We start from the raw sequence: 13792 nt of genomic DNA on the forward strand, positions 1-13792 counted from the left end.
ATCCCAACATTGTTTAACAGATCATTATCGAAAATAGATATGGCTCAAGAGCATCAATTACTCGAAAAACTGGAAGGTATCCGCATCCGCTTCATTGAAGTGAGCGAACAGATTACCGATCCTGAGGTGATTTCTGACACTAAGAAATACATCAAGTTAAATAAAGAATATAAAGAACTGGAACGCATTGAAACAGTTCGTCTGGAATTTAAAAACACCGTTGACAACATCGATTCAGCTCGTGAGATGCTGAAAGAAGAGACCGATCCTGAAATGAAGGAGATGGCTAAGATGGAGTTGGATGAATTGGAAGCCAAACTTCCTGTGATGGAAGAGGAAATTAAGTTATTACTTATACCTGCTGATCCGCAAGATGGTAAAAATGCTGTGTTGGAAATTCGTGCTGGAACAGGTGGCGATGAAGCAAGTATTTTTACAGGTGACCTTTTCCGCATGTACACCAAATTTTGTGAAAGCAAAAAGTGGAAAGTTAGCGTTACACATAGCAGCGAAGGTACATCTGGTGGATTTAAGGAAGTTGTAATGAACGTTACAGGCGATGGCGTTTATGGAATCCTTAAATACGAATCTGGTGTTCACCGTGTACAACGTGTACCACAAACCGAAACACAGGGGCGTGTGCATACTTCGGCAGCAACAGTTGCTGTATTACCCGAAGCTGAAGAATTTGACATTGAATTACGTAAAGAAGATATACGTAAGGATACCTACTGTTCGTCGGGACCTGGTGGGCAGAGTGTGAATACAACCTATTCTGCTATTCGATTAACTCACATTCCGAGTGGAATTGTAGTGACTTGTCAGGATCAGAAATCGCAGCTTAAGAACTTGGATAAAGCCATGGTTGAATTGCGTACTAGACTTTATAATCTGGAGTATCAAAAGTATCTGGATGAGATTTCGTCGCAACGTAAAACAATGGTATCTTCAGGTGACCGTTCGGCTAAGATTCGTACCTACAATTACCCACAAGGGCGTATGACGGATCACCGCATTGGATTTACCTTATACAATTTACCAGCGATTATGGATGGTGACATCATGCCAATCATTGATAAACTAATTATTGAGGAAAATTCGGAGCGATTGAAATTAAGTGAAATGTAAAAATGCGAAAGCACTTTTACAGCTGATAGCTATTAGCTAATGGCTGATAGCTTCAAAATAACATATACTATTAAAACCGCTGTCAGCTAAAAGCTGTTAGCCATAAGCTATTAAGTATGACTTCGCAAGAGCTTTTTGAAAACATTAAGAAGAAAAAGAGTTTTTTATGTGTTGGATTAGATACCGACATCAATAAAATTCCACGTGAACTTTTGGACACTACTGATCCTATTTTTGCTTTCAACAAGCAAATAATCGATGCTACTCAAGAATTCACTGTTGCCTATAAACCAAACTTAGCTTTTTACGAAAGCCTTGGTGTTAATGGCTGGAACTCTTTGGAGAAAACGGTTAATTACTTAAAATATAATTACCCTGATATTTTCATTATTGCCGATGCTAAGCGTGGTGATATTGGTAATACATCTGCCATGTATGCAAAAGCATTTTTCGATCACATGGAGTTTGACTCGGTGACAGTTGCGCCGTACATGGGCGAAGATTCAGTAAAACCATTCTTGACCTACGTTGATAAATGGGTGATTCTTTTAGCACTTACTTCTAACAAAGGCGCATTTGACTTCCAATTCATGGAAGAGAATGACGAGAAGCTTTACGAAAAGGTGATTAAAACCAGTGCTACCTGGGGAACGGAAGAGAACTTAATGTATGTGGTTGGTGCTACCAAAGCAGAAATGCTAGCTGATATTCGTAAGCATATCCCTAATCATTTCTTATTGGTTCCAGGTGTTGGGGCTCAAGGAGGAAGTCTTCAGGAGGTTGCTAAAAACGGAATGAATAGCAAATGTGGTTTATTGGTTAATTCAAGCCGTGGTATCATATATGCCAGCAACGGAGCTGACTTTGCTGAGAAAGCCGGACAAGCGGCCAAAGAGGTTCAGGAAGAAATGGCTACACTATTAAAGGAACATGGTTTAGTATAATAATACTCCACTATAAAACATTGAAGCGGATCTCATTATTTGGGATCCGCTTTTTTTATGATTACGGATGACATCTTTTAGACATTTTTTGCATAAAGATGTCATCCGTAAAATAAACTTACAAATATTCATTATGATCAACCTTGATTAACTACACTTTTTAAAGTAATTTGGGTTTACCCAAATCTACATTATCATGCACGAAGAATTTCTACATTTTATATGGCAGCATAAACTTTACCTGGCAGATAAACTAATTACATCAAATGGAGAAACAATTGAAGTAATCCATCCTGGCCATATTAATACGGATGCAGGCCCGGATTTTTTCAATGCTAAAATTCGCATTAATAATACACTCTGGGCAGGAAATGTCGAAATCCACCTGAGCGAAGATGACTGGTTGAATCACCAACATCACACGAACCCAGCCTACGACAATGTTATTCTTCACGTCGTTAACTCACTTGGTTCGGGCACAAAAAATTCAAAAGGAAATACAGTACCCGTTTGTCGAATACAATTTCAAGCGCAAATTTTAACACGCTACAATAATCTAATTCTTAATAAAGAGTGGATACCATGCCAATCCGTCATTTCTAAAGTTGATCCCTTTATTCTTGAACAGTGGTTAGAGCGTTTACTCATTGAAAAATTGGAGGAAAAAAGTGAACTCATCAAACAACTTTTACGATCAAACAACAACGATTGGGATCAGGTGTTTTTTATTCTATTAGCACGAAGCTTTGGCTTTAGCACCAATGGAGCACCTTTCGAAATGATGGCTCGCCAAACCCCATTAAAAACATTATTGAAGCATGCTGATAATAGTTTTCAGTTAGAAGCAATACTATTCGGACAAGGTGGTTTTCTGAACCAGAAATTCGAAGGCAATGATTATTTCACAAAACTGAAGAAGGAATACAGTTTCCTTTCTACAAAATATAAACTTAAGTCCATACAATATCACCTGTGGAAATTTCTTCGCCTTCGCCCCTCCAATTTCCCAACAATACGAATATCCCAGTTGGCCAATCTAATCTATCAAACCAAGGGCCAATTCTCCGAGTTATTAGATATGGATGAATTAATACGCTTTGAAAAAAAACGTATTATCGCTTCAAACTATTGGGATACACACTACACTTTTGGAAAGAGCACAAAAAAAACGGAAGCTAAAAGCCTAGGCTCATTTTCGAAAAAGCGCATTTTATTTAATACCATCCTGCCCTATCAATTCGTTTATGCCTCCTACCATAAGCAAGATAAACTCAAAGAAAAAATCATTGAACTTTTCCACAAACTACCATCCGAAAGAAACAGACTACTAAGCAACTGGAAAGAAATCGGCATTAACATAGAACACCAAGCGCATGCCCAATCACTTATTTTTTTGAAAAACCACTATTGTAGTCATAAAAAGTGTTTAAATTGCCACATCGGACACAACGTTTTAAGTAAAAGTGAAGAATAACCAATCGCTATATCACGAAACCATTAAAGCTCTACTCATATCGGCAGGGCTTCTAATATTGACTATTTCAGCTGGATCAGCTGGATTTACGCTCATTGAAGGCTATCGTTTATTAGATGCTATCTACATGACTGTCATCACAATGGCAACAGTTGGATTTAGCGAAGTTGTACCTTTATCGGATACAGGTAAGATATTTACCATTTTTCTTATTATTTTTAGCTTAGGAATTTTCGGTTACGTAATCACGCAAATTACGCGTGTTATTTTTGAAGGGGTATTACACCAATCATATAAAGCATACCAGTTGAGGAAGAAAATTGTAAAATTAGAGGATCATATAATTGTTTGTGGCTATGGACGAAATGGCTATCAAGCCAGTGTTGAATTGGCCGAACATAACGAGCAGTATGTAATTGTTGAAAAACGCGATCACGTCATTACCCGTATTCTTGAAAATCCTGACAACTTATATGTACAAGGTGATGCGAGCTCAGAAGAAGTATTAGAAGCAGCCCAAATTCGTAAAGCGAAGGCTTTAATAACAGCTCTTCCGAACGATGCTGATAACATGTTTGTGGTACTGACCGCTAGCGAAATGAACCCGGCTTTAAAAATAATTAGCCGGGCAAGTGATTTTAGATCAGACACAAAACTAAAGAGAGCAGGTGCTACTAACGTTATAATGCCTGATAGAATTGGTGGCCAACGAATGGCAAAATTGGTAACCCAGCCCGATGTTGTTGAGTTTATTGAATACATACTTTTACAAAGTGCGAAGGATGTTCAACTAATGGAAATTAGCTGCAGTAAATTAGCAGTAAGTAATTATAAAAAGACAATTCGGGAACTCAAATTGCGCGAAAAATCTGGAGCTAATCTTGTTGGTATAAAAACGGCTGAAGGAGCCTATATTTTCAATCCTTCACCTGACATTGAAATTACACCAGCAGATAAGTTATTTGTACTAGGTGCTCCTGGACAGATAAGTAAATTCGAACATTTGTTATACGATAACGAACGTCAAGTAACAGACATTGATAAAATAGTTTAAGCAACAATATTAAATAAATCACGTACATTTATTGATCAAATTACACAGTGTGTTTTAGACAAAAATACAAGTTTTAATAAATTTTTGATTTTTTGGTTCGCTTTTTGCAGAACTTCAATCGGATTTAAAAACCCAAATACTTAAATTATGAAAACAAAAAGATTTTTAGGAATAGGTATCGTAGCACTATCGCTTGTTGTAGCAATGGGCAGCTGTAAGTCAAAGGAAAAAGTTAGTACAAACAGTGAAGTTGGAACTATCTTGGAAAATATGCCTTGCGAAGATGAGGGCGAATCGGATAAGAATTACTTCCGCGCAAGTGGAATGGCTACAAGTTCAGACCTAAGCTTAGCTAAGGAAAAAGCTTTATTAAATGCCAAGCAACGCATTGTTACTTTGATTAACTCAAACACCAAATCGGTAACGGATCGCTATGTAAATGAGCGCGAATTTGGTGATGCCTCTGAATTTGAAGCCAAATTTGAAAACCTAACTCGCGAAGTAGCTGATGAGACTATTTCGAACATTGTTGTTGCTTGCGAAAAGGCAAGTGTACTAGCTAATGGCAAATACCGCGGTTTCATTGCAATTGAAGTGAGCAAAGAAGAAATCATGAACGGCATTGACAACAAACTTTCGCAAAATCAAAAATTACAAGTTGACTACGATAAAAAGAAGTTTGAAGAAATATTCAATCAAGAAATGGAAAAAATGGCAGCCGAAAAAGGTTTGTAATTCCTAAACAAAAACATTTGAAACCCTGGCAGATTAACTTCCGGGGTTTCTTATTTTTATATCAACATGTCGAGTACTACGCATTCACTTAAACCTATCTCAGAAAACTAATTAAGAAGGACTTGTCAGCATAAATAATTTACTTATCTTTGCACCCTCAAATTATATACTAAATATAGTAACATGTATTTAACAGCTGAAAAAAAGCAAGAGATCTTCGAGAAGTACGGAAAATCGAATTCTGATACTGGTTCTTCAGAAAGCCAGATCGCATTATTTACTTTCCGTATCTCGCATTTAACTGAACATTTAAAGTTAAATCGTAAAGATCATAGTACAGAACACGCGCTAATTAAATTAGTAGGTAAACGTCGTAGCTTACTTGACTATTTGAAGAAAAAAGATATCGTTAGATATCGCGCGATTATTGCAGAACTTGGATTACGTAAGTAAGCAATAATTTAAAAAGACTAAAGCAGCTTTCGAAAGAAAGTTGCTTTTTTTTTTGCGTCTTGGCACTTTCAAATATCAAAGTATCACATCCGCTTTACATCGAATTAACGAATCATTTAACCATTATCTCGCAAACACCATTCAGTAAGTTAATTTTTATGTGAGTTATAGAACCAAACTACCGCAATCCTAAAAAAGAATCCCTTTTTATTCATTATCTGAGGATATTGCATATCTTTGGCGGTGATATAGACGGATAAAAAAAGATAAGAAAATTATCATGATTAAACCATTAGAAAAAGTCATTGAACTAGGTGATGGCAGAACAATTACCATTGAAACTGGCAAACTAGCAAAACAAGCAGACGGCTCGGTAGTCGTTAAAATGGGTAACACCTATTTATTGGCCGCAGTAACATCTGCCAAAGACGCCAAACCCGATGTTGATTTCATGCCCTTAACGGTAGAATACAAAGAAAAATATGCATCTGTAGGACGCTTTCCTGGAGGGTTCCAAAAACGTGAAGCGCGTCCATCAGATTATGAAATATTAGTATCACGATTAATTGACCGTGCTCTACGCCCATTATTCCCTGAAGATTATCATGCAGACACTTTTGTGACTGTAAACTTGATTTCGGCAGATGGTGAAACTTCACCTGATTGCTTAGCAGGACTTGCTGCCTCTGCAGCACTTGCTGTTTCAGATATACCGTTTCAAACACCAATTTCTGAAGTACGAGTTGCTCGCATTGATGGCGAAATGAAAGTAAACCCAAATGTTTCGGAATTAGAAACAGCAGATATGGACATTATCGTTGCTGCTACCCTTGATAACATCATGATGGTAGAAGGCGAAATGTCAGAAGTTTCTGAAGCAGACCTATTAGAAGGAATGAAAGTTGCTCACGAAGCAATTAAAGTTCAGTGTCAAGCTCAGATTGAGATGATGGAAGCGCTTGGAAAAACAGAAAAGCGCGAATATTGTCACGAGGATAATGATGAAGAATTACGTGAGAAAGTTTGGAAAGCAACTTACGACAAAGCATACATTGTAGCAAAAGCGGCAAATCCTAACAAGCACGAACGCATTGAGGCCTTTGGTGCTGTTTGCGAAGAGTTCATCGCTGATAATTACTCTGAGGAAGATGAAGTTCCGAAGGGCTTAATTAAAAAATATTACCACGACGTTGAGAAAGAAGCTGTTCGCAGAGTCGTTTTAGATACAAAAATTCGTTTAGATGGTCGCCAGACAGACGAAATTCGTCCTATCTGGAGTGAAATCGATTACCTTCCGGGACCTCACGGTTCAGCGGTATTTACACGAGGTGAAACTCAATCACTTACGACTGTAACTCTAGGTACTAAGATGGATGAGAAATTAATCGATGATGTAATGTTCAAAGGGTACGATCGTTTCCTATTACACTACAACTTCCCTTCTTTCTCTACCGGCGATGCACGACCTAATCGTGGCACTAGCCGTCGTGAAGTTGGTCATGGTAACTTAGCACTTCGTGCACTTAAGCGCATGATGCCTGAAGATTATGCTTACACTGTACGTATTGTATCTGACATATTGGAATCAAATGGTTCGTCATCAATGGCAACTGTTTGTGCTGGAACATTAGCACTTATGGATGCTGGTGTACCAATCAAGAAAGCTGTTTCTGGTATCGCAATGGGATTAATTACCGATACTAAAACGGGTGAATTTGCAGTTCTTTCAGATATCCTTGGTGATGAAGATCACTTAGGTGACATGGATTTTAAAGTAACTGGAACACGAGATGGTATTACAGCTACTCAAATGGATATTAAAGTAGATGGTCTTTCTTACGAGGTTCTTGAAAAAGCATTGATGCAAGCGAAAGCCGGTCGTATGCACATTCTTGACAAACTGGAAGAAACCATTACTGAGCCTCGCGAAGATTACAAACCACATGCTCCACGAATCATTAAGATTCAAATTCCTAAGGACATGATTGGTTCTGTTATCGGACCTGGTGGAAAAATCATTCAAGAGATTCAAGCTGCTACCGAAACAGTTATTACCATTGAAGAAGAAGGTAATGTAGGTAATGTTGCTATTTCAGCTAACAACAAAGATGCGATTGATGCTGCATTAGCTCGCGTTAAAGCAATTGTTGCGGTTCCTGAAGTAGGTACGGTATATAAAGGAAAAGTAAAATCAATTGTTCCTTTCGGAGCATTTGTTGAAATTTTACCTGGAAAAGATGGTTTACTTCACATTTCTGAAATTGAGTGGAAACGACTTGAAAAAGTTGAAGATGCTTTGAAAGAAGGTGAAGAAGTTGAAGTGAAATTAATTGAGGTTGACCAACGTTCTGGTAAACTTAAGTTATCACGTAAGGTATTACTTCCTCGTCCGGAACGTAAGCCTAGGAAAGACGCTGAATAATAATTCTGCAAAATATATTAAAAGGCTGACTCTAGGAGTCAGCCTTTTTTGTTCCCTTAAAACTTTTTTTTAACTTCATCAATTCAACCTCCCTAGCATTTATACAAAATATTATAATGGAACACAACGAATGCTTTAGCCTGCTTAACGAACAGTTAAAAGACATATCAAAAGTAGAAATTCGCTCCCTAAGTCTGGCTGTTTTGCCAAGGCTAATGAATGTACTTCACATTAATCAAAACCATTGCAATGAGTGTAAACGCTTCACGAAAGAGGGTGAGGTATTTGTACATGATATTAGCCCTCTATTTGGTAATGACGTGAGAGCTAAGCGAAGTTTTGAGAATTGGGTAACAACATCGCAACAGCACCTTACAAACGTGCACCAACAGCAAACCAAGGGTAAATTATCAGCATCGTACGCAGCCATAGGCATGTTTCTGGGAATTATCATAGCAAGTGCTTACACTTGGTTAAGCGGCGGTGAGAATTATATTGGAATGGCAGGACTGGGATGGGCTGCCGGCACAATTGCAGGGTATATTACTGGTAAACTAACAGAAAATAAACTATCTAAAAACAATAAACTCTACTAAAAATTGAAAGATGAAACACCTGAAAATCCTTACACTTGTAGTACTCGCTACTTTATATTCGTGTGATATGAAGAAAAGCACATTCAACTATCCTGAAACTCGAAAAGGAGATGTTGTTGATGATTATTTCGGCACACAAGTTGCCGATCCATACCGTTGGTTAGAAGACGATCGTTCGGAAGAAACTGCCCAATGGGTTAAGGGACAAAACTACGTTACCTTCTCTTATCTTGAGACTGTACCTTTTCGAGACAAAATAAAGGAACGCCTAACTGAAGTGTGGAACTACCCACGTCGTTCAGCTCCCTGGAAAGCAGGTGGCAAATACTTCTTTACCAAAAATGATGGCTTGCAAAATCAAAGTGTTTATTACATGCAGGAATCATTAGATAGTGAAGCGAAAGTATTTCTTGATCCTAACAAATTATCGGATGATGGAACCGTATCGTTAGCTAATTTCTCTGTTTCGAAAGATGGTAAATATTTAGGTTACGGAACTTCAACTGGAGGATCTGACTGGCGTGAATTCTTTGTTAAAGATATCGAAACAGGACAAGATCTTGAAGATCACTTAAAATGGATCAAATTTTCGGGTATCACATGGTACAAAGATGGTTTCTTTTACAGTCGCTATCCAACACCCAAAGAAGGTGATGAGCTTAAAGGGCAAAACAAAGATAGCAAGGTATATTACCATAAAGTTGGCACTAAACAAGAAGACGATAAATTAATTTACGAGGACACTGAACATCCTGATTGGGGATTTGGTGTAGGTGTTACCGATGATAAAAAATACATGATCATCAGTGTAACAGAATCAACCAGTGGTAATGCGCTTTATTTTAAAGATCTTACCAAGAAGAATGCAGAAGTGGTTAAAGTGGTCACTGATTTCACGCAGGACTACTCGGTAATCGATCATTACGATGGTTACTTATGGGTTAAAACCAACGATAACGCCCCTAAATATAAAGTGGTTAAAATCGATGTCAATAATCCATCGCGTGAGAATTGGGTAGACCTTATACCAGAGGATGAAAAGAATGTATTGAGATCATTATCCGTATTAGGAGGCAAAGCCTTTGCTAACTATCAGGAAGATGCACATTCAGTCATTAAAACCTATGACCTCGATGGTAAATTCTTATATGATGTAGAAATGCCTTCGGTTGGAAGCGTTGGTGGTTTCTACGGTGAAAAAGAAGATGTTTCTACATTTTACACTTTCTCCTCATATACTTATCCTTCGGTTATTTTTAAATACGATATCGAAAACAATAAATCAGAATTATACCATAAGACAGAAATAGATTTCGACATTGATAACTACGAAACCAAGCAAGTATTCTACGAAAGCAAAGACGGAACAAAAGTGCCGATGTTCATCGTACATAAAAAAGGCCTTGAATTGAATGGAAACAATCCAACTTGGCTTTATGGATACGGTGGCTTCAATGTTAGTTTAACTCCACGTTTTGATATCCGTCGATTAGTTTGGTTAGAAAATGGTGGTGTATTTGCTGTTGCCAACCTGCGCGGAGGTGGCGAATATGGTGAAGAATGGCACAAAGCAGGTACATTAATGAATAAGCAAAATGTATTTGATGATTTTATCTCTGCTGGCAAATACCTTGTATCGAACAAGTACACTAACCCTAAATTACTTGCTGCTCAAGGTGGATCAAATGGAGGTTTATTAGTGGGCGCAGTTATTAATCAAGCGCCTGACTTATTCCGTGTGGCCTATCCGCAAGTGGGTGTATTGGATATGTTACGTTATCAAAAATTCACCATTGGCCGCTACTGGGCAACAGACTATGGTACAAGCGAGGATAATAAAGAAATGTTTGAATATTTATATAAGTATTCGCCACTACACGCCATTGATGGAAAATTGAACTACCCTTCAGTGATGGTAACAACTGCTGATCACGACGATCGTGTAGTGCCTGCCCACTCATTTAAATATATTTCTGCGTTACAAGAAGCCTATACTGGTTCTCGCCCGATGATGATTCGCATTGAAACAGATGCCGGCCATGGAGCAGGAAAACCAACCTCAAAAACCATTGAAGAGTGGACTGATTTATATACCTTTGCTTTCGATCAAATGGGAATTACTCCTAAGTATTAATTCCTACATTTAATATTTAAAAGATGTCTTAAAAGTGGAGTTTCACAATGGTTCTACTTTTAAGACATCCTTTTTTAAACTATGAATAAACTCAACAAAAAATACCTTGTCATCGAAGGCAACATAGGCTCGGGCAAATCAACACTTGCCAAGCAATTATCAAACGACTACAATGCTCGTTTGGTACTTGAAACATTCGCTGACAATCCTTTTTTACCAAAATTTTACGAAAACAAAGAACGTTTTGCCTTTCCATTGGAGTTATCTTTTTTGGCCGAACGCTACAAACAGCTAAAAAAAGACTTTGACACAGGTGATTTATTTCATGACATCACCATTGCCGATTACCATTTTTTTAAATCCTTAATTTTTGCAGCTAAAACATTACCACCAGATGAATACCGCTTGTATCGTCAAATATTTGATATCATCTATGGGATGACTCCGGTACCCGATCTATATGTATACATACATCGTCCAACTAATATTTTACTTAATCAAATTGCACTACGAGGACGTGACTATGAGCAAAGTATCGAAGCTAACTATCTGGACGACATACAAGAAGGATACTTTCGTTTCTTTAAAGAACACCCCGAACTAAAGGTATTGCTCGTTAATGTTGAAGACCTGAACTTCGAAAAAGATCCTACAATTTATCAAGCCATAATCGATCAAATTAGTAAATCATACCCTACCGGAATTACACGAATTAACCTCCGTTCAACATTAAGTTAAAAACAATTACATTTATTTAACAGAAATTTCGTAGATTTAATACCAAACAGAGGGGTATGTATGATTGTTATAAATTCAGATAATATCTATATTTGCAATAATTATAGAACCAATCTTTTATATATTAAAAACATTCTTAAATTTGTAGAGTTCATCTATGAAATTAAGTTACAAAACAAATAATTGGGTAAACATTATGAAAAAAACAAGAATCAACCTATTTGCATCTCTGGCACTTGCAGCTTTAATGGTAAGTTGTGCCGGGTTGGATAAGATGAAAAAAGACGCACCTGGTGTAAAATATACCGTAACTCCTGAAGTTCTGGAAACACATGCAGGTAAAGTTGATGTTGAGATTAAAGTTCAGATTCCTGAAAAGTATTTTGACAAGAAAGTATCTTTAGAAGCTACTCCTGTATTAGTTTATGAAGGAGGCGAAACTGCTTTCCCAGCTTACAAGCTACAAGGTGAAAGTTTTGAAGGAAATGACAAAGTTATTTCTTACACTAATGGTGGATCATTTACTTACAACAACTCTGTTGAGTACAATGAAAACATGAGAGTGTCTGATTTAGTTGTTCGTATCAAAGCTACCAAAGGAAGCAACACTTCAGAGTTTGATGATTTCAAAATTGCTGATGGTGTAATTGCTACTTCTTCTTTAGTTGCTGACCAAGGTGCACAAGCTGCAATTGGTGCTGACGGATTCGAACGTATTATCCCAGAAGAAAAATTAGCTGACATCTATTTCCTTATTCAGCAAGCAAATGTTCGCGGAACTGAATTAAGAAAAGAAGAAATTGCTGTTTTGAAAGACTTTATCAAAGAAGCTCAGGCTGCTGAAAATAAAGAATTCAAAGGTGTTCAGATTTCTGCTTATGCATCTCCTGACGGACCAACTGACTTGAATACAAAAATTGCTTCGAAACGTGAAAAAGCTGCTAAAGATTATTTAGCTCGCGAGTTGAAAAAAGCAAAAGTTGAAGGTGCTCAAGATGCTGACTTCTTTACTTTGAAAAACACTCCTGAAGATTGGGAAGGTTTCAAAACACTTATGGAAAATTCTGACGTACAAGACAAAGAACTTATTCTACGTGTTCTTTCTATGTACAGCGATCCTGAAGTACGTGAGCGTGAAATCAAGAACATGTCAGAAACTTTCAAAGTAATTGCTGACGACATTCTTCCTAAATTACGTCGTTCTAAAATGGCTGTTAACGTTGATGTTATTGGTAAATCTGACGAAGAACTTACTTCTATCTCAAAAAGTTCTCCTAGCGACTTAAATATCGAAGAGTTACTTTATGCTGCTACTTTAACTAAAGATGCTGCTGAGCAAGAAGCTATTTATACTGCTGCTGCTGCTAAATATCCTAAATGCTGGAGAGCTCAAAACAACGTAGGTGTTGCTCTTTATGCTCAAGGAAAAGTTGCTGAAGCTAAAACTGCTTTCGAAAAAGCTAATACAATTAAGGCTGGTGTTGCTGAAGTTAATAACAACTTAGGTGTTGTTGCTCTTCGCGATGGTGACTTAGCTAAAGCAGAAGAGTTCTTCGGAGCTGCTGCTGGTGCAGGTGCTGAGCTTGATAATAACTTAGGTATCGTTTCTATCCACAAAGGAGAGTATGACAATGCAATTCGTTACTTCGGTAACAGCACTAATTGCAACGCTGCTTTAGCTAAAATCTTAGCTGGAAAATACGATGCTGCTTTATCTACTATCAATGCTAACACTATGGAAGTAGGTTTCAAATATTACTTGAAAGCTATCGTTGGTGCAAGAACTGGTCAGAATGACTTAATGTTTGACGCATTACGTAAGGCAACTGAGTTAGACGGTAAATTCAAAGGTTTAGCTGTTAAAGATCTTGAATTCGCTAAATTCTTCGAAGATGCAACTTTCAAGTCTATCGTTCAATAACAATTGATCGAAATAAAATATTAAAGGGAGACTCTAGCGAGTCTCCCTTTCTTTTTGGCTTTAAAGAAGCTTTTATACCATTTGAACTATGAATGTGGCCTTATTATACCAATTGTATTCCAAAATGATTGATAAATCATTTTGCTAATTACAATGGTTAATGCCGATACAAAAGCACAGATTGATTTTTTTA

General features: G+C 37.4%; 11 protein-coding genes. All 11 read left to right on the forward strand.

Annotation, left to right across the window (positions count from 1 at the left end; all coding sequences use genetic code 11):
- Positions 1-39 precede the first annotated feature (39 nt).
- The 11 genes from prfA to ACRD7B_RS14990 all read left to right on the forward strand — a co-directional run bounded on the left by prfA (position 40) and on the right by ACRD7B_RS14990 (position 13599).
- Positions 40-1128, forward strand: a complete 1089-nt coding sequence (gene prfA, locus ACRD7B_RS14940) for a peptide chain release factor 1 (RefSeq protein ID WP_430825378.1) — start codon at positions 40-42, stop codon at positions 1126-1128.
- Between the two features lie 116 nt (positions 1129-1244).
- Positions 1245-2072 (forward strand): orotidine-5'-phosphate decarboxylase, encoded by an 828-nt coding sequence (gene pyrF / locus ACRD7B_RS14945; RefSeq protein ID WP_430825379.1) that lies wholly within the window; start codon positions 1245-1247, stop codon positions 2070-2072.
- A gap of 196 nt (positions 2073-2268) precedes the next feature.
- Complete coding sequence (locus tag ACRD7B_RS14950; protein WP_430825380.1) at positions 2269-3546, forward strand: DUF2851 family protein; 1278 nt, start codon at positions 2269-2271, stop codon at positions 3544-3546.
- Entirely contained in the window at positions 3536-4600 is a 1065-nt protein-coding gene (locus ACRD7B_RS14955; protein WP_430825381.1) for a potassium channel family protein, read from the forward strand. The genes ACRD7B_RS14950 and ACRD7B_RS14955 overlap by 11 nt, the downstream gene beginning before the upstream one ends.
- Positions 4601-4747: 147 nt before the next feature.
- A complete protein-coding gene (locus ACRD7B_RS14960) occupies positions 4748-5335 on the forward strand; it encodes a hypothetical protein (protein WP_430825382.1) in 588 nt (195 codons plus the stop codon).
- 183 nt (positions 5336-5518) lie between these two features.
- Positions 5519-5788, forward strand: coding sequence for a 30S ribosomal protein S15 (gene rpsO / locus ACRD7B_RS14965; RefSeq protein ID WP_430825383.1), 270 nt, complete (start codon positions 5519-5521; stop codon positions 5786-5788).
- 280 nt (positions 5789-6068) lie between these two features.
- Positions 6069-8210 carry a polyribonucleotide nucleotidyltransferase gene (gene pnp, locus ACRD7B_RS14970; RefSeq protein ID WP_430825384.1) on the forward strand — a complete coding sequence of 714 codons (2142 nt, stop codon included), beginning with the start codon at positions 6069-6071 and terminating at the stop codon, positions 8208-8210.
- Positions 8211-8326: 116 nt separating this feature from the next.
- Positions 8327-8806, forward strand: coding sequence for a hypothetical protein (locus ACRD7B_RS14975; protein WP_430825385.1), 480 nt, complete (start codon positions 8327-8329; stop codon positions 8804-8806).
- A gap of 10 nt (positions 8807-8816) precedes the next feature.
- On the forward strand, positions 8817-10940 hold the full coding sequence (locus ACRD7B_RS14980) for a prolyl oligopeptidase family serine peptidase (RefSeq protein WP_430825386.1): 2124 nt from the start codon (positions 8817-8819) through the stop codon (positions 10938-10940).
- Positions 10941-11021: 81 nt separating this feature from the next.
- Positions 11022-11678, forward strand: coding sequence for a deoxynucleoside kinase (locus ACRD7B_RS14985; protein ID WP_430825387.1), 657 nt, complete (start codon positions 11022-11024; stop codon positions 11676-11678).
- Between the two features lie 196 nt (positions 11679-11874).
- The gene (locus ACRD7B_RS14990) at positions 11875-13599 is read left to right on the forward strand and encodes a tetratricopeptide repeat protein (RefSeq protein ID WP_430825388.1); all 1725 of its coding nucleotides are present in this window, start codon (positions 11875-11877) and stop codon (positions 13597-13599) included.
- Positions 13600-13792 lie beyond the last annotated feature (193 nt).

This window comes from Carboxylicivirga fragile (assembly GCF_050589805.1).
In the GTDB taxonomy this organism is placed as follows: domain Bacteria; phylum Bacteroidota; class Bacteroidia; order Bacteroidales; family Marinilabiliaceae; genus Carboxylicivirga; species Carboxylicivirga fragile.

What these genes read in the sequence shown, in the direction of transcription:
- ACRD7B_RS14990 (WP_430825388.1), top strand. Translation starts at nt 11,875, where the DNA reads ATGAAAAAAACAAGAATCAACCTATTTGCATCTCTGGCACTTGCAGCT.
- prfA (WP_430825378.1), top strand. Translation starts at nt 40, where the DNA reads ATGGCTCAAGAGCATCAATTACTCGAAAAACTGGAAGGTATCCGCATC.
- rpsO (WP_430825383.1), top strand. Translation starts at nt 5,519, where the DNA reads ATGTATTTAACAGCTGAAAAAAAGCAAGAGATCTTCGAGAAGTACGGA.
- pyrF (WP_430825379.1), top strand. Translation starts at nt 1,245, where the DNA reads ATGACTTCGCAAGAGCTTTTTGAAAACATTAAGAAGAAAAAGAGTTTT.
- ACRD7B_RS14985 (WP_430825387.1), top strand. Translation starts at nt 11,022, where the DNA reads ATGAATAAACTCAACAAAAAATACCTTGTCATCGAAGGCAACATAGGC.
- ACRD7B_RS14980 (WP_430825386.1), top strand. Translation starts at nt 8,817, where the DNA reads ATGAAACACCTGAAAATCCTTACACTTGTAGTACTCGCTACTTTATAT.
- pnp (WP_430825384.1), top strand. Translation starts at nt 6,069, where the DNA reads ATGATTAAACCATTAGAAAAAGTCATTGAACTAGGTGATGGCAGAACA.
- ACRD7B_RS14960 (WP_430825382.1), top strand. Translation starts at nt 4,748, where the DNA reads ATGAAAACAAAAAGATTTTTAGGAATAGGTATCGTAGCACTATCGCTT.
- ACRD7B_RS14975 (WP_430825385.1), top strand. Translation starts at nt 8,327, where the DNA reads ATGGAACACAACGAATGCTTTAGCCTGCTTAACGAACAGTTAAAAGAC.
- ACRD7B_RS14950 (WP_430825380.1), top strand. Translation starts at nt 2,269, where the DNA reads ATGCACGAAGAATTTCTACATTTTATATGGCAGCATAAACTTTACCTG.